The following is a 17,832-nucleotide window of genomic DNA, read 5'->3' as shown; positions in this document are numbered from 1 at the left end:
ATTAATCAATGTAAACAAAAAATCATGAGAAGAATTACAAAATTCAGTTTGTTGCTTTCCCTTGTTTTGGGATTGTACTTTCCTGCTGTTTTTGCACAGTCGAACATGACGAATGAAATGTTTGACTTGGCAAAGTTGAAATCGGGTGTAAGAAACAAGAGAATCTCCAGTACCGATTCCACGGGAGGCAACAGAGACCATCTGGAACCTTTCAAGCCGGGTGAAAAGCGGATTATCGCGGACATCAAGGGGGCAGGAGCCATCAACCATATCTGGGTGACCATTGCGCCTCCTCCTCCCACGTTGAGCAGAAACGACATCATCATCCGTATGTACTGGGATGGAAACGACTACCCTTCGGTAGAGTCTCCTATCGGGCCTTTCTTCGGGCAAGGATGGGACGAAAGATATAATTATGCGTCATTGCCCCTTTCGTCAGGTCCCGAAAACGGTACAGGCATGTCGTGCTATTTCACTATGCCTTTTGAGAAGGGCGCACGTATCGAAATCGAGAATCAAACCGACCGGAACATTGATGCCTTCTATTTCTACGTGGATTATTTGGAAATGGACAAGCTTCCCAAGGATATGGGCAGATTCCATGCATGGTACAACCATAACCTCACGGAGGCCCTTCCCGAAGGTGAAACGGAATGGGGACTTACCGGAGAGCAGAAACCGAATACTACCGGTAAGGACAATTACGTTTTCGTAGACACACAAGGAAAAGGGCATTTCGTGGGCATCAACTACTATGTGCACTGCCCTACTACTATGTGGTATGGCGAAGGGGACGATATGTGGTTCATTGACGGAGAGGAAACGCCTTCGTTGATAGGAACGGGCACGGAAGACTTCTTCAACACTTCCTGGTGCCCTAAAGAGCCGTTCTCGCATCCTTATTTCGGGTATCCGCGCGTTAATAATGACATAGGCTGGCTGGGACGTACCCATGTCTACCGCTTCTTCATAGCCGATCCCGTCTTCTTTGAGAAGAGTGTGAAAGGCACGATAGAGCATGGTTCCAACAATAACCTGACCTTGGATTTGGCCACCGTCGCCTATTGGTATCAGGATTCGGCAGTATCTCTTCCCGAAGCTCCTACAAAGGCACAAAGGGCACCGAAGCCTTTCATCAATCACATGGACATACATCGTTGGCGTGACGCCTGGCGTAAAGCTAAGGGTAATAAAGCTACGCTTTGGGGGAACGAATAAGAGGGATTCTTTCTTTCGTATAGAGCCGTATTTAAGTATTGCTGTTTTTCTTAAGTCTTGCCAACGTAGTGGCAAGACTGTGCCATCGCTTTGGCACAATGTTGCCAATAGATTGGCACAATAGTGCCAGCATGATGGCACTGCTATGGTGCCGGTAATAGGTTGTATGGCTTTCTATACAATTAGTAAATCATCAATAATAGTTTCTAATATGAAAAACATTTTTCAGCAGCAACCGATGAAATGTCTCCTGGTATTTTTAATCTTTATCGGGAATATGCATTATGCACTTGCACAGTCGCCCAAGAAGGTGACCGGACGTGTGATGGACGCACAAGGTGAATTGCTCATCGGAGTAAACGTGACGGAGGTCAATAATCCCTCCAATGGCGTGATTACCGATATCAACGGCACGTATACGATTGTATTGAGTGGTGAGAAGCCTTCCTTGAAGTTTTCTTATATCGGTTTTAAGGATAAAGTATTACCGGTCGGTTCGAAGGGTATTGTCGACGTATCCATGGAAGAAGACGTGGCGGCCCTTGACGAAGTGGTGGTAGTGGGCTTCGGTACGCAGAAGAAGGCTTCCGTGGTCGGCTCCATCACCAACATTGAGCCTGCCAAGCTTGCTGCGGCTCCCAGCCGTTCCTTAAGCAATAATTTGGCAGGTATGGTACCTGGTGTTATTGCAGTTCAAAGAAGCGGTGACCCTTGGTTTAATAATTCGGATTTCTGGATTCGTGGTATCAGTAGTTTTACAGGAAATACCAATCCGCTGGTGTTGGTGGACGGTATCGAAAGGTCGCTTCACGATATCGATCCCGAGGAAATAGCTTCTTTCTCTGTCTTGAAGGATGCTGCTGCCAGTGCCGTTTACGGCGTACGCGGTGCTAATGGGGTGGTGATGATTGAAACCAAGCGCGGTAAAATCGGAAAGCCTCAGGTAGATGTACGTTTTGAACACTCCTTTACGCAACCCATCAAGATACCCGATTATATTGGTAGTGTGAAATACCTGCAATTGATTAATGAGATGTATGCCGAGCAAGGAAGAGCTCCGTTCGTGAGCGATGCCACTTTGCTGAACTATCAGAATCAGACCGACCCGGAACTGTACCCGGATGTAAACTGGTGGGATGTCGTGTCGAAGGACCATGCAGACAATACGAAGGCCAACGTCAGTGTCAATGGTGGTACGGATATCCTGCGTTATTCGCTGGTGGTGGGATATTATAATGAGAATGGTATTATTGAGCGCGACAAAAATCAGGAATGGGACTCTTCATTGAAAGTGAACCGATATACGGTACGTTCCAACGTCGACGTGAATCTGACTCCGACCACGCTGTTTCGCGCTAATGTAGGAGTCTTTCTGCAAACCAGGAATGCGCCTCCGGGAAGCAACGAAACAAATGCCGGTATTTTCTATCAGGCGATGCGTGTTCCGCCCTATGTGCATCCGGCTATTTATTCCGATGGTCGCATTCCGCGTGTGAAGTTCAAGGAGAACCCTTGGGCCTGGGCCACGCAACGCGGATATGAAAAGATGAACCACAATAAAATCGAGTCCTTGACTTCTCTTGAGCAGGATTTGAAATTCATCACACCCGGTTTGAAGGCGAAAGTGACTTTTTCGTTTGATAAGTTCTCTGCCAATTCGGTGACGCGTTCCAAGAATCCTTATTACTATAATCCGGCAACATCGCGCGATGAGGATGGCAACATTGTTACCGATGTACAGGAAAACGGTCAGGAGTTCTTGGGCTATGCCAAAGGAGCCGAATGGGGAGACCAAAGTATCTACCTGGAAGGAATGCTTTCTTACAACCGCGTTTTCGGAGGTATGCATGACGTGAATGCCATGTTCTTGTATAATCAGAAGGATTATGACAAGGGCGAAACTCTCCCTTACCGGAGTCAGGGTATAGCTGGAAGGTTCTCGTATACTTACGACAGCCGTTATATAGGTGAATTTAATTTTGGTTACAACGGTTCCGAGAACTTTGCACGTGGCAAACGGTTCGGATTCTTTCCGGCCGTGGCTTTAGGATGGATTGTATCGTCAGAGAAATTCATGAAGCCGTTGTCCGATATTGTATCTAACCTCAAACTGAGAGCCACTTGGGGAAAAGCCGGTAACAGTAATATCGGAGGCGGCAGACGCTTCGCGTATATTTCTACCATTGTAGATACCGGGTCCTATACTTGGGGTACGGATGCCAATGTTTATCGTTTGGGGCGTTCCGAAGGTGAAATCGGGGTCAATAATCTGACTTGGGAGACTGTGACCAAGATGAATGCCGGTCTGGACTTGGGACTTTGGAACAACAGTGTGAACCTTGTGGTAGATGTGTTTAAGGAAAAGAGAGAAGACATCTTCATGCAACGTAAGAATGTACCGGGTTCGGCAGGATTTAACCGTAGTGTCTGGGCCAATTTCGGTAAGGTGGAGAATAAAGGATTTGACATCTCGTTGAATGTCAACCACCAGTTCAATAAAGACTGGGCTGTGTCTGCCATGGCCAACTATACGTATGCCCACAATAAAGTGTTGGAAATAGATGAACCGGCGGCCATCCTCGGTACTTATCGTTCGGGCACCGGCAAACCGGTAGGACAAATGTTCGGTCTGATAGCCGAAAGACTCTTTACGGAAGATGACTTTGACGAGAACGGCAGGCTGAAGGAAGGCATTCCTGCGCAGAACTTCAGCGATGCGAGTAATTTGCGTCCGGGGGATATTAAATATAAGGACTTGAATGGTGACGGTGAAGTGACGGCAGTGGATGAGACAGCCATTGGCGGTACGCGTATTCCTGAGGTGGTTTATGGCTTTGGAGCAACGGTCAGATACAAGGCGGTCGATTTTGGCATATTCTTCCAGGGTACCGGCAAGACTTATCAGTTGCTGGGAGGAGAAACTTGGCTGCCGGGTTCTTCATTGGGAGCTGGCAATATCTTCTCGAATATAGACGACCGCTGGACACCGGAAAATCCGAGGCAAGATGTATTCTGGCCCCGCATGGGTGACAAGGCCGTGGCTAATAACTCCAGAGCTTCCACTTGGTGGTTGCGTGACATGAGTTTCTTGCGGTTGAAGAATCTTGAACTGGGGTATACCCTTCCACGGCGCTGGACAAGCAAGATTGGGGTTCGGGACTGCCGTTTGTTTGCAAGGGGAACCAATCTGTTGACATTCTCCGATTTCAAGCTTTGGGATCCGGAACTGGAAACTACGGATGGATTGAGATATCCTCAGATGAAATCTGTGTCAATAGGATTCAGCATTAATTTCAATAACTAACAAGATACGATATATGAAAAAATATAAATCTATATTGGTAGCCGTTTTGTTGTCGGGTTTCATGGCACTGACAACAAGTTGCAACGATTTTCTGGATAAGGCCCCTGACGATCAGCTGACCATGGAGATGGTTTTTTCCGATAAGATAAGAACGGAAGACTGGTTGGCCGGTGTTTATTCTTCTGTTCCCAGTCCTATGTGGGGATATTTTAAAGACCATGGTTACAATATCATGGGGGATGATATCACGATTCCTCAGGACTGGTCGCCCTTCGGTTGGGGCAATGTGTATGCCTATACCACTGGCAACTGGAGCCCTATTTCGGCTTGGAATCCCTATTATTGGGTAGAACTTAACAAGCGGATACGCGCCGGACTGATTTTCTTGGAACAAGCAAAGGTTATTCCGGAGAAAGGTCTCACCGAAGCCTATGTGCATCAGATGAAATACGAAGTTCGCTTCCTGATAGCCTACTATTATTCTTTAATGATTGAATTATACGGGCCTATTCCGTTTACTCCCGGGGTAATTTTTCCGGTTGATGCTCCCGAATCTGAATTGATGACGCCTCAACGGCCTTATGACGAGATTGTAGCTTGGATTGACAATGAACTTTTGGAAGTATCTAAAAGCTTGCCCGCTGTCTATCCGAATAATACCGATTGGGGCAGGGCGACTTCTATAATGGCTTTGGCTATCCGGGCGAAGACATTGCTTTATGCTGCAAGCCCTTTGTTCAACGGAAATCCCGATTTCAAGGACTGGCAAAATTCGGAAGGAGAATATTTGTTTGATGCGGAAGAAAAAACGGAAAAATGGACGAAAGCGGCAGCCGCCCATCTGGATTTGATAGCGGCTGCCGAGGCCGCCGGATATAAATTATACTGTGAGTATAATGCGGACGGCACAATTGACCCTTTCATGTCTTATTATAACATGTCATTGAAACGCTTTTCCGAAGGTAATAAGGAGATTGTCTTCGGGCGGCCCGAGAATGCAGACCTCTATTATTGGCAAGACCATCATTTGCCGAAGGGCATTGGTGGAAATGCTGCAATGGGGGTTACCCAAGAATTGGTAGATGCGTTCTATATGAAGAATGGGGAGGTTCCCGTCGTAGGATATAATGAAGACGGTTCTCCTATTATCAATCCCGAATCGGGATATGTGGAGAAGGGATTTTCCACCGAAACGGAATTCAGAACTACCAAGTGGCCCGGAGGAGGACCTTCACACTTGGCTGACAAAGAGACCGGCATGAGTCCGGTGACCGAAGAGGGTACTTACAATATGTATTGTAATCGCGAACCTCGTTTCTATGTTTCCGTAATTTATAATGGTGCTTGGTTGGGAGTGGATAACCGTCACGTAGAGTTTTTGCAGGGAGGTAGAGACACCGACATGACTTTCGACTCTCCGCAGAACGGCTATAATGTCCGGAAAAGAATCTCTTTGGATGTATTCCCCCGGGAAAACAAGTATGTATATCAACCGGGTATCTTATACCGGATGGCCGATGCTTACCTGGGTTATGCGGAAGCACTGAACGAATCGTCGTCAGCTCCTACGGCCGATGTGTATAAGTATGTCAATCTGATAAGAGAAAGAGCCGGGATTCCTGCTTTGAAAGAGGGATTGAGCAAGGAAGAAATGCGTGCCGCCATTCAACAGGAACGCCGTGTGGAATTCAATTGCGAAGGTATCCGCTTCCATGATATCCGTCGTTGGAAACTTGGGGAAAAGTATTTGGGTGGTAAGTTGTACGGAATGAACCATGATGGTTCTGAAAAGAGTGATGATGTGAACAATCCGAAAGCTTTTTATAAGAGAACTTATTATAAGAGCCGTACCTTCAATAAGAGAATGTATTTGTGGCCTGTTCCTCAAGCCCAGATGGATATAAATCCTAAACTGAGACAAGCTCCCGGATATTAATAAATCATGCGAATCAGTAGTTGCCCCCGTTTCTATATCACATTTAGTTCATAACCGGTAAAAAAGAAATCAGTTGCAACTGCTGAATCGCATAAATAATTGAGAAGAAGTATGAAATCAATAAAATTCATTTTTTGTACAATGGCGTTAGCGTTTGCCACATTGATGTCTTGCTCGGATGACAATGATGTGGACTTGTCCAATCGTAAGTTTGTTCGTATCGATCAGCCGTCGGTTTATATGGAGATTGACGAAACTGCCACTGTCACCGCTTCCGTTGACACCTTGGCGGGTGATTCCTATCAGTTGAAGTGGAGTGTGCTCGATTCCGATGTGGCGACCATTGAAGGCGTAGAAAACAATGCGGCCGTCATTACGCCTGTTGCCGTCGGAAAAACGGTCATCAAGGTAGAGACGGCCGATGGCAAGTTGTGCTACTTTAGCGACTTGACTGTTATCAAGACTCCTAAGACGTGTTACATTGACTTTGGTGTCTTCGACTCTCCAGCTCCGTTCAACAACTATCGGAATCCTAGAGACCCCGGATTGGTGAACATGCTTGATCAAAGAGGCCGTCCTACTACCTTTGGCATCGAAGTGGACAAACCGTTTTCCGGAGAATTGGCTCGTGGCTTGAGTAACAACTTGGGCTTTCCGAATACAGCTTCTGAGGATATGTTCTTCAGCGACGGCATTGCTATTCCGGTCAGTGGATTCAAGCTGACAGGTCTCTCTCGGGAAACAAAATATACGTTCAACTTCTATGGCCACATCAGTGACCGTGGAACGGAGACCGAGTATCATGTAATCGGAAAGAACGATGGCACTGCTTGTCTGGTCAATGACGATAATTTCGATAGAATGGTAAAGATCAAGGGCATCGAGCCCAATGACGAAGGTGTCGTTCATATCGAAATGAGACCAGGTCCGAACAATGTGCAATGGGCCAAATTCTTTGGCGTAAATTTCATTGTATTTTCAGAAGATGAGAATTGATGTGGCTTTATGGACACAGGTAATCCTTTCTATTGAAATAGTACTGTCAGTGAGGAGAGATACCGTTTAAGCAGGCATTCTCTCCTTGCCTTTTTAATAAACATATAACAAATAATCTATGGAGATTACCCTAAAGAAAGTTTCAGTTTTCTTGTCTGCCGTTTTGTGGGCAGGCTCGTATGTAATGGCTCAGAATCCGTACAGATGGACAGACGAGCTGGAGTTGTTGAAAAGAGTGGATAAACTGCCCGAATATCGTACGGGCTCTTATGTGGAGCAGTTTTCGAGCTACGACAGGACATGGGGCAACGACGATGGTTTTGCCGGGACTTATTCTTTCCTCCGCAAGGAAGATGATAGGCTGGTGATTGCCGAGATGGAAGGTCCCGGAGTCATCAACCGCATCTGGACACCCACACCGACGGACAACATGCTCTATTTCTATTTTGACGGACAGAAAGAACCCGGTTTGAAAATAAAGTTCTCGGACTTGTTTTCCGGTAAGGTTTATCCGTTTACGAAGCCGGTCTGCGGCAATGAAATCGGTGGCTTTTATTGTTATCTGCCCATTACGTACAAAAAGTCCTGCAAGATTGTTTTCGACGGACCTAAGTTGGAATTCATTCAGATACAATACCGTAACCTTCCGGGAAAGAAGGTGGAAACCTATACCGGTGAATTCTCACAGCAGGATAAGGAGTTGCTGGCCGAGGTGAACAAGGTATGGGCTGATTTGACTCCCGCCGTCACCAACTATACGTTCGGAAAGTCTGCCGTCACGCAGACTATGGAGAAGACATTCACCATCAATCCGGGCGAAGAAGTTTCTTTCTTTGAGATGGAGGAGCCGGGACGTATTGTCGGTATGACGATTGACGGCGGTAGCTCTTTCGAAGGCTTGTACAAGGATGTGCTTCTTTCTGCCAGGTGGGACAATGAGAAAGTGGAGGCTATCTATGCTCCCGTTGCCGACTTCTTTGGCTACGCTTATGGCAAAGGAGCCATGCGCAGCATTCTGATGGGTAAGCAGGGTACTTCCAACTACTGTTACCTGCCGATGCCTTTCGATGAATCGGCTTCCATGAAGATAATTTATAAGAAGAGAGAAGACGTTCAGCAATCCCCTGTTTCCGTAAATGTGAAGGTGTATTATAACAGTAACAAGCGCAATGCCAAGCAAGAAGGTAAATTCTATTCTACATGGCGCAGGGAGAAGACTCCGCTCGGCACCTTCCATAAGTTTGCAGCACAAAAAGGAAAGGGACACTATATAGGCACCATCCACCAAGCGCAGGGATTGCGTCCGGGTATGACCCTCTTCTTTGAGGGAGACGATACGACCTATGTAGATAAGAAGGCACGCCTGCATGGTACCGGTTCCGAAGACTATTATAACGGCGGTTGGTATGCTTGCCTGGACCGTTGGGACAGAGGAAACAGTCTTCCCCTTCATGGTTGTCTGGACTATTCGCTTCCGATGGCGCGTACCGGCGGTTACCGCTTCTTCTTGGTCGACAAGATGTCTTATGAAAAGGAAATCTATCATGGAATGGAACACGGTGAGGTAAAAAATAACTTCCCGGTGGATTATATTTCCATTGGTCTCTTTTACTCTGACCGTCCTTTGCAAAATAGGGAAGAACCTTCTGCGGAACAACGTGTGGTTTACTTGCCTACCGAACATATTTATTTCCCTCAGTTGATGGAAATGACAGTGGGTGGAGGCATTCAGGTATCCAATGATCGTGGCATCCGCATGAACACCTGTCACGGAGGTGTGGTTCGTATCAATCTGACCGATGTGCCCGAAGGCAGGTACCGTTTGCTGATTAACTATTTTGAAAAGCCAAATGGTGCGGATTTTCAAATTTGGCAGCGACAGAAACAGTTATCCGATTGGATTTCCACTAAGAATGGTAAAGAAGTAGAAAAGACGAGAGTACATGTAGGTGATATCAATCTGACGGAACAAACCAATACTATTACTTTCCATGTGAGAAACAACCAGGGTGGAGATCAATTTGAATTGGGATTGATTATTCTGGAAAGAATAAAAGAATGAGATAGATAGAGTTGGTCTGTCCACGAAACAAGGCAGTGGCTGTTTCGTCGGCAGCCCCATTTGATAAATGTGAATTGGGAATGGAAACAAAACAAGTTTTACTGTATAGTATTGTAGCTTCCGGCTTATTGGGAGTTGCGGGTTGTAAAGATGCCGATGCAGGGAAGGAATTGCCAAACGTGACGGATGGATTTATATGACGTGGTGATGCTGCGTATCTGGCGTGTTTCCTTGAGAACAATCTTCTGGATATGAAGGCCTATGAATACTGGGACGAGCCGAAAGTATTGGCGGAAGCAGATAGGTATCCTGCTTTGTATTGCGCTTACATACATCCGCAGAAGGACAATGATGAGCAGCTTTGGTTCATCATGTCCATGTGGGGGCCGTACAATGCTTTCCTAATGTGTGCCGATATGAAACCGGAATCTCCAGACCACAAGCAAGGATTCTATATTATAATAAATTAGCAGTATATGTACTGCTCTTCTGATTTATTCTTCTTCTCTTTGTATGACAGTATTGCATGAATATGAAGGGGGAAGATATATGCGCATGAAACGGAAAGTCTGTATCTCTTGTTTGGGTGTCCGTAGATGCCACCGTTACGATAAGGCAAGTATAAATCCACTTGTTGCAGAGACAATTTCATTTTTTTGGAACGTCATACCATAAATTTTCCGCTAGTTCTGATATCAGACAATTTACTACTGTTACATAATATTACTGCCAATGTAGAAATGTTTTCAATATAAAAGAGCCAAGTATCGTGAGGTGAGATACCTTTGATACTTGGCTTTTTTTCGTTGAGGAAATGTATTATTGTTTCTCTGTTATCAGTCCGACAGCATAATTCAGGACTGTATCTTCATCCTTCATGAAATCTGCTACGGTTTGGGATGCTTGATGATGGGGTGGTATGCCTATACCTTCCATAGGGAAACCTTTGGGAGAGACATCCGGCTGGCGGGTAGGAATACGGAAATAGGTTCGCTGTTTAGTGCAGAAAGGACGGGGCTCATTGCCGGTATCCCCTCCAGTGGCTTCACCGATGAGGGTGACATGGCCGCTTTCCTTCATGTCAAGTGTGAAGCTTTCGGCAGCAGAGAGTGTATAAGTGTCGGTCAGCAGGTAGATTTTACCTTTATAGGCGTCGGTTTCGGGTTGCATGATGTAGTTCTTGCTGACGCAGTGTAGTTGTGCTTCGCGGATGAAGTACTTGCAGATGTCTACTCCATTCATGCTGTTTCCTCCTCCGTTTCTACGTACGTCTATAATGAGGTATGGTAAATCCTTGACTTTGGGATAAACTGCCTTGAAATCTTCCATGACGGGGTTCATCATGGTTTTGATGGTAAGGTAACCGATGCTGTCTTGTAATATCCTGCTCTCCACAGTTTGTTCTTCGTTATCCGGAAAATAGTCCCTTTGTTTCAAGGGAAGGGTGACGGTCAGGGTATCGCTCCCTCTCAGCAATGTATAGTTTCTTAAGGTGTCTGCATAACTCCGGAACGCATCATAGGCTGTACGGAGCCGTCTGTAGGGGATGGTAGATGCTTCGGTATATTTTTCGTTCTGTTCAATCCATTGTTTATAGGGGAATCCGTTGATAGCTATAATCCGGTCTTTGTCCTGGAATCCGTATTCTGTCAGATAGTCATTGGGTTTGTCAACGAACAAGGAATCCTTTATAAAGGCTACGCGCTGATTGGCTGTGTACCTCTTGTAGCAGGTAATGGCGTGGGCACATTGTAAGGCAGAGATGTATTCCTGCACTATCAGTCCGTAGTCTGTGGGGGTCTGCGCCTGGCGAACGCGGGCGTCACAAGCTTGATACAATGAATCCATATTCAGATGCTTGGCTTGGTATAATGAATAATTCTCCATGACAATCTGGTGTATTTCTTTGAAATCTTCTTCAAACTGCGAGGGGGTTAACGGTAGTTCCGCGATGTAGAAGTTTTCTACATCAATCTGCTTGTCATTATAGAAATAGTTGGCATAAACATACAAACCACACCAAATGGTTGCCAGTACAGCCATTACGATGACTATTACTTTTGAAATTTTTTTCAGAATCTTCATGTTTTATAGAGTTTAGTCGATATTTGCTTTTTCGGCAAAAATAGTAATAATTTTCGTTAATCTTATTTTTCTAACTCCTTATTTGCCAATAATGGTAACATGGAGGTAACTAACTGAGCTTCAAGTGCCTTCTTGTACGATGTCTGGTAGTTGGCTAACTTTGCAGCCGTAAATCAAAACATACTAAGGAGAAGTGATTATGAAGAACTATCAGAAAGTAAATGTGCCCGCAGGCGAGGCACGTGTCGAGTTGCACGATTCATTGAATCTGACTGGTGCAGAAGTATCTATCAGCAATTTGCCGGCTGGTGCAGGAGTACCTTTTGTGCATTCGCACAAGCAAAATGAAGAAATTTATGCCGTCCTCTCCGGACATGGCACCATGGTGATTGACGGAGAAACCTTAGAGCTGCAGGCGGGTGACTGGCTTCGCGTGGCTCCGGCAGGAGAACGCCAATTGTCGGCTGCGGCAGATAGTGCTATCAGTGTGATTTGTATTCAGGTGAAAGCCGGTTCGCTGGAAGGCTTTACGATGACGGACGGTGTGGTGAAGTAAGAGGAGAAGTCACACAAGTAAAATTAAGGTGATAGGGGATGGGCTGTGGTGCAGGCTATTCCCTATTACTATATGATGTGCAGTGATTTATTGACTACGATTTGTTTTAAGTTAAAATTGTCAATAAGAAAAAGGATGATACCATACTTTTCAAACATTAATTTTTGATACTTACCGACTTTTTTGAACCCTATTTCGACTTTTTATTTGTACTTTTGCACCGGATTTCTTAATCAATAGTGCTCGAAATTCGGTTCTCATCTTTTTTATATTCCCTGATGAGGTCGTTTGTAGCGCATTGTGGCAGATGTTGTGCTGTCCGGACTCTTATGGTTCATTATTAGTATTTCCGAGGGAATGAACAGAGGTTAACGGCTTATAGTTAACGGTTAGAGGAAAAAATAATGAACAACAATACATTTATTTTTATTTCATGAACAAACTTATGGTTTATTCAGCTCTGGTTGTCGCTCTGATGGCCGGAGAGCTTTGTCTTATGCCTATATATGCACAAGACAAGGCTGTGCAGGCGATGACACTCACGGCACTTTACAATCTTGCTGACCAACAGAGTCAGAAAGTGAGGGTGAGTGAAGTGGCTTTGCAGGCAGCCAGCGAAGGGGTGGCAGTAGCCAGATCGGCTTTGCTGCCGAGTGTGGATTTGAGCCTTCAGGGCAGTTATACGGGCAATGCCTTCATGCTGTCGCGAGGTTTTTCGACCGATGGAGTGACAGACTACATCGTGCCAGGGTATGGGGGCTATTCCTGTGGCAAACGGCAAGCAGGACACCCCCCATTGGGGAAATAGTTTCACGGCTCGGGTGTCGCAGGTTGTGTATGCCGGTGGCGCTATCCGTTCGGGCATCCGCATGGCGGAATTGGGCAAAAAGATGGCAGAACTCGATGTGGAGAAAAACCGCCAGGAGGTGCGCTTCTTGTTGACGGGTTACTATCTTGACCTCTACAAGTTAGGCAATCAGATAGAAGTGGTGCGTCAGAATATCGCACTTACGCAGAAGGAGATTGACCAAATGAAAGCCCGCCGTGAGCAGGGTACTGTTTTGCAGAACGACATCACTCGCTATGAATATCAGTTGCAGAGTCTTGAACTCACACTGACAAGGCTCACCGATGCTTCTACCATCATTAACCATCAACTAGTTACAACGCTTCATTTACCGGAGCAGACGGTTATAGTTCCCGATGAGAATGAGCTAAATACAGAAATAAATGCACTCTCGGCAATCGCCGTTCAAGACACATGGCAGCAGACGGCAACGGAGAACAATCTTGGTATCAGCCAGGCAACAATTGCCACAAATCTTGCAGAGCAGAAGGTGAAGCAAGCAAAGGCGGAATCATTACCTTCTGTGGCTGTTGTGGCAGAGAATCATCTCTTTGGACCTTATACACAAGACCTCATCCCGAAGGATTGCAATGTAAATTTGTGGTTTGTAGGGATAGGCGTAAAGTTCAATCTTGGCAGTCTTTGGAAGAACAAACACCACATCCGCAAGGCACGTACTGAACATCGGCAGTCGAGGGAAGTGCTCGCCTTGGCCCGTGAGGGTGTGGAGAATGCTGTAGAGGCAAACTACATCAACCTCCTTACGTCCTACACCGAGGTGAAGACACAGCAGAAGCAGGTGGAACTTGCCAATCAGAACTACTCTGTGGTGCAGAATCGTTATCAGAACGACCTTGCGCTCCTTACCGACATGGTCGATGCCTCCAACATGAAACTTTCTGCAGAAATGGCGCTGGTTAATGCCCGCATCGGCATGCTTTATAATTTCTATACACTCAAATACGTAACAAATACTTTATAATAATGGAAAAGAACAAGATACATATCTATTTATACAATGCGCTTATCGTGTTTTGCCTCTTGGGTGGAGCTGTTTATGTGGTGAGCCAGTTTATGCACTTCGGCAGTGGAGAATTTACCGACAATGCCCGTGTGCGCCAGAACATCGTGCCTCAGAGCAGCCGTGTGCAAGGCTTCATCCGTGAGGTACGGTTCGCGGATTTTCAGCAGGTAAAGAAAGGTGATACGCTTGCCATCATCGAGGATGCCGAATTTCGCTTGCGACTGGCCCAAGCCGAGACAAATCTTCTCCGTGCCGAACAGGGTTCGCAGGGAACGGCAAGCAGTATCGTTACCACCAAAACAAGCATGACCGTTACCGAGGCAGGCATCGAATCCGCACGTGTGCAGATGGAGAATGCCATGCGTGAGGATGCTCGTTTCAAGAAGCTCCTCAGTCAGGATGCTGTTACCCGACAACAGTATGACAAGGTACATACGGTTTATCTTAGTGCCAAGGCAGCCTACGAGCAGGCGGTTCGTTCACGTCAGATGCAGTCGGCTGTCGTGGTCGAACAGGGGCATCACCTTTCCGCTTCGGAGCAGGGCATCGAGCTGGCTTGTCGTGCCGTCGACCTCGCCCGTCTCAACCTCTCTTTTTGCTACATCATTGCCACTTGTAACGGTACCGTTGGTACGAAGGATATTCACATAGGTCAGCTTGTCAATCCGGGCCAGACGCTGGTGAGTATCGTTGACGATGGTGAACGTTGGGTTGAGGCGAACTACAAGGAAAGCCAGTTGCCTCATATCAAGGTGGGCAGTAAGGCCGAGATTACAGCCGATGCCGTTCCCGGTATACAATATACGGGTACGGTGGAACGTATCTCTGATGCTACCGGCAGTGCCTTCTCACTTATTCCCATCGACAATGCCACGGGTAATTTTGTGAAGGTCGAACAGCGCGTCACCGTACGTATCAAGCTCGATGAGAATGCTAATGTTGCCAGACTCAAAGGCGGTTATAATGTGGAATGTATCGTTGAGGAATAATGGGACAATTGACTGAATTCTTTATGAAGAGCGCCGGTGGCCCTCCACCCGGCATGGGCTTTTCCATGCCTATGATGAAGGGGTGGGTGCTTCGCCGGATACAGCCGTGGCTGTACGTGCTGACCGCTCTTTGCTTCCAGTTCGGCGGCAGCATCTACCTTGGTGCGCTGGATGGCATTCGTGGCACCACTGACTTCATGATTGAGGACGTGCTCTTTCTGCTTTATGCCACCCTCGCGGGCATGGCAGTCTATTTTCCTATGCTTTTCCGCATGAAGCTCCGCTTTACCAACAAGCAGTTGCTCTGCGGTTCTGCTATTGTTCTTGCTGTATGCAATGTGCTGACGATGCATTGCCAGTCGATGCCTGTGCTCATGATAGTGTGCTTCATGGCCGGGATGGCTAAGATACAGGGCACGTTCGAGTGCATGAGCAACATCCAGCTTTGGATTACCCCCCGACGCGATTTTGCCGTTTTCTTCCCCGTGCTTCACATCATCCTGCTCACCGCCATCGAGGGTAGCGGATGGCTTGCCGCTTGGTTCGGTCATCATTTCACATGGCAGATGATGCATGTCTTTACCATCGGCACTATGTTGTTCGTATTGCTCACGCAGAACGTCTTCTGCCGTCCGTTTTGTCCCATGCCCCAGCGTCTGTCGCTCAAAGGTATCGACTTTCAGGGAGCATTGCTCATCTGCGGACTGATGCTCGTGGTGTCGTACATTGTGGTGTACGGCGACTATTTCATGTGGTTCGATACCCTCCGCATACGTCTTCTGTTCGGTGCTGCCATTGTGCTTTTCGGCATTGTGCTCTACCGCCTGCGCTACTACCGTTACCCCTACATCGAGCTTAGTCTTTTTAGATATCGCAACGTTGTTCCCATCCTCATCGTCACCTTCTTTACCGAACTCGCTTTCGGTGCTGAACACACGATGGAAGAGATACTTTACAGCGAGGTCCTCCGGCTGGAGGAACTGACCAAAGAGATGCAGTATATGTGGGCGCTTCTCGGCATGTATCTCGGTATCCTGCTCGATCTCTATTGGCTGAAAATCAAGAAGTGGAAGGTGTGGAAACTCTTCGGCATTGCCTTCATCGGTATCGCACTCTATGGCATGCTGATGTACTTCACGCTGGACATAAACGTCCATATCGAGCAGTATCGCTTTGCCATCTTCTTGCGAGGATTTGCATATGCCATCCTTGCCCCAACATTGATGTGGGCTTTAGACGAATCGGTACCGAGTCTTGAGCAGTTCTTCATGAGCTTGTTCGTGTTCAACATCCTCCATATGTATCTGGCAGGAGCAGCAGGTTATGGCATTTATACCACTATCTTCTCGCACTTTATGAACGACAACATGATGAGCTACGGACAGCAACTCACTCTCACGCACTTGGATATGGCGCACTTCAACCTCGGGGAATACGTTGGCCGCAACTTCCTGCACTCCATGATGATGGTGGCAATGAAGCAGGTTTATGGCTATGTTATCTGGTTCGCTTTAGGCCTTGCCGCCCTCTTCCTGCTGTGCGACATTCCTGCTGTCCGTACAAATATCCGCAAAGTTCCCCGCTGGCCGGTTTATGCCATCGAGTATCTTGCGAGAAGGAAATAAAGCTTTGCAAAAAAGAGATATCCTGCGATTACTTATAAATGCAGCAATCCGGCAAAACAGAAAGAGGTGGCAAAGGAAATCAGTGTCATGTCCGGTGTGAGTGAGGGTAATTCCTACAGTACGCTGAAAGATTTCCGTACTTATCTGAAGAAAGCATTGCTGGCAGGTCGTATCGTGAACATTGCTGGGCTGAGTAAATTCTGAAAATATGGAGACTATGGGACTCCTTTCTACACTATGTGCGGGAGGGAGGCCTTTCCTTTCCAAAAATGACCGGATTGCCTTTCTTGGACAAACAATTATGAATATCTTTGTAACATTATTCATTAAACTAACAGAAAACGCCATGGGAATTACAAACAAATCAACAGTAAAAGTAGGTGCGGCAGGAGTCTCAGTCATTGGAATTATAGTATTGTTCTTGGTCATGTTTGCCGTGGAGCGTATTGACTCGGGACAGACGGGTATCATCGTTAACCTGGCAGGCAGTGAGCGCGGTGTGGACGATGCCAAGGTGGAAACGGGTTGGGTGGTTTACAACCGCTTTGCCAAGCAGCTTTTTGAGTATCCCGCTTTCGCGCAGATTGTGGACTACGAGCCTTTTGACATTCAAGATAAGAAAGGTACGATTTTCAAGACAGACCCTACTATTGAGTATTATATTGAGCGCGACAATGCCAAGGTGGTCTTTTTGCGCTATCGCAAGACTACCGAAGAATTGGAGCAGAGCGTCATTCTGACGGAAGTGAAGAATGCCTATAAGGACGTGGCAGGACTCTATGAGACGGACTCGCTCATCAACAACCGTCCCGCTTTCGAGAAAGAAGTGGAGGAACTGCTGAAAGAGCGTCTGAGCAAGCGTGGCTTTACGTTCACCAATATCCAGTCGTCCGTGAAACCCAATGAGACTTTGCAGGCGGCCATTGATGCCAAGAACACTGCTGTGCAGAATGCCTTGAAGGTGGAGAATGAAAAGAAAGCTGCCATAGCCGAGGCAGAAAAGGTAGTAGCTGCCGCCAAGGGTAAGGCGGATGCCAACCGTATTCTTCAACAAAGCATTACGCCGGAATTGATTCAACTCAAGGCTGTGGAGAAATGGGACGGGAAGTTGCCGCTGTCAACGAGCGGGAATACGCTGCCGTTCTTGAAGCTGCAATAACAATCTCTATGAGAACTCATTAGCAACTTGA

14 protein-coding genes are annotated in these 17,832 nt (G+C 46.7%); 13 read left to right on the top strand and 1 reads right to left on the bottom strand.

Features of this window, described 5'->3' with window-relative positions; genetic code table 11:
• Positions 1-24: 24 nt before the first annotated feature.
• From E5355_RS01015 to E5355_RS00990, 6 genes are all read left to right on the top strand, one after another.
• Positions 25-1,218: a glycoside hydrolase family 172 protein gene (locus E5355_RS01015; protein WP_136008801.1), complete on the top strand. Its 1,194-nt coding sequence runs from the start codon at positions 25-27 to the stop codon at positions 1,216-1,218.
• 211 nt (positions 1,219-1,429) lie between these two features.
• Complete coding sequence (locus E5355_RS01010; RefSeq protein WP_136008800.1) at positions 1,430-4,522, top strand: SusC/RagA family TonB-linked outer membrane protein; 3,093 nt, start codon at positions 1,430-1,432, stop codon at positions 4,520-4,522.
• Between the two features lie 13 nt (positions 4,523-4,535).
• Entirely contained in the window at positions 4,536-6,458 is a 1,923-nt protein-coding gene (locus tag E5355_RS01005) for a RagB/SusD family nutrient uptake outer membrane protein (protein ID WP_016272180.1), read from the top strand.
• Between the two features lie 111 nt (positions 6,459-6,569).
• A complete protein-coding gene (locus tag E5355_RS01000) occupies positions 6,570-7,454 on the top strand; it encodes an Ig-like domain-containing protein (protein WP_136008799.1) in 885 nt (294 codons plus the stop codon).
• A gap of 118 nt (positions 7,455-7,572) precedes the next feature.
• On the top strand, positions 7,573-9,516 hold the full coding sequence (locus tag E5355_RS00995; RefSeq protein WP_136008798.1) for a glycoside hydrolase family 172 protein: 1,944 nt from the start codon (positions 7,573-7,575) through the stop codon (positions 9,514-9,516).
• A gap of 251 nt (positions 9,517-9,767) precedes the next feature.
• The gene (locus E5355_RS00990; protein WP_246866858.1) at positions 9,768-9,986 is read left to right on the top strand and encodes a DUF4185 domain-containing protein; all 219 of its coding nucleotides are present in this window, start codon (positions 9,768-9,770) and stop codon (positions 9,984-9,986) included.
• Positions 9,987-10,335: 349 nt separating this feature from the next.
• Here E5355_RS00990 and E5355_RS00985 read toward each other — a convergent pair whose 3' ends face one another.
• Positions 10,336-11,601, bottom strand: coding sequence for a S41 family peptidase (locus E5355_RS00985; protein ID WP_136008797.1), 1,266 nt, complete (start codon positions 11,599-11,601; stop codon positions 10,336-10,338).
• Between the two features lie 199 nt (positions 11,602-11,800).
• Between E5355_RS00985 and E5355_RS00980 the strand changes: the two genes are divergently transcribed.
• The 7 genes from E5355_RS00980 (at position 11,801) to E5355_RS00955 (ending at position 17,801) form a co-directional block, all read left to right on the top strand.
• Positions 11,801-12,157 (top strand): cupin domain-containing protein, encoded by a 357-nt coding sequence (locus E5355_RS00980; protein ID WP_136008796.1) that lies wholly within the window; start codon positions 11,801-11,803, stop codon positions 12,155-12,157.
• A gap of 445 nt (positions 12,158-12,602) precedes the next feature.
• Positions 12,603-12,965 carry a TolC family protein gene (locus E5355_RS19740; protein ID WP_246866857.1) on the top strand — a complete coding sequence of 121 codons (363 nt, stop codon included), beginning with the start codon at positions 12,603-12,605 and terminating at the stop codon, positions 12,963-12,965.
• The gene (locus tag E5355_RS00975; RefSeq protein ID WP_246866856.1) at positions 12,910-13,986 is read left to right on the top strand and encodes a TolC family protein; all 1,077 of its coding nucleotides are present in this window, start codon (positions 12,910-12,912) and stop codon (positions 13,984-13,986) included. The genes E5355_RS19740 and E5355_RS00975 overlap by 56 nt, the downstream gene beginning before the upstream one ends.
• A gap of 2 nt (positions 13,987-13,988) precedes the next feature.
• Positions 13,989-15,017 carry an HlyD family secretion protein gene (locus E5355_RS00970; protein WP_136008795.1) on the top strand — a complete coding sequence of 343 codons (1,029 nt, stop codon included), beginning with the start codon at positions 13,989-13,991 and terminating at the stop codon, positions 15,015-15,017.
• Positions 15,017-16,642 (top strand): hypothetical protein, encoded by a 1,626-nt coding sequence (locus E5355_RS00965; protein ID WP_136008794.1) that lies wholly within the window; start codon positions 15,017-15,019, stop codon positions 16,640-16,642. Before E5355_RS00970 ends, E5355_RS00965 begins: the two co-directional genes overlap by 1 nt.
• Positions 16,643-16,708: 66 nt before the next feature.
• Positions 16,709-16,846, top strand: a complete 138-nt coding sequence (locus E5355_RS00960) for a hypothetical protein (protein ID WP_196229118.1) — start codon at positions 16,709-16,711, stop codon at positions 16,844-16,846.
• 142 nt (positions 16,847-16,988) lie between these two features.
• Positions 16,989-17,801: an SPFH domain-containing protein gene (locus E5355_RS00955; protein WP_035457507.1), complete on the top strand. Its 813-nt coding sequence runs from the start codon at positions 16,989-16,991 to the stop codon at positions 17,799-17,801.
• Positions 17,802-17,832: the final 31 nt, after the last annotated feature.

The sequence above is a fragment of the Bacteroides muris (ex Afrizal et al. 2022) genome (assembly GCF_004793475.1).
Taxonomy (GTDB): Bacteria; Bacteroidota; Bacteroidia; order Bacteroidales; family Bacteroidaceae; genus Bacteroides; species Bacteroides muris.
The sequence above is the reverse complement of the archived record's forward strand: the minus strand, read 5'-3'. Positions and strand labels throughout refer to the sequence as shown.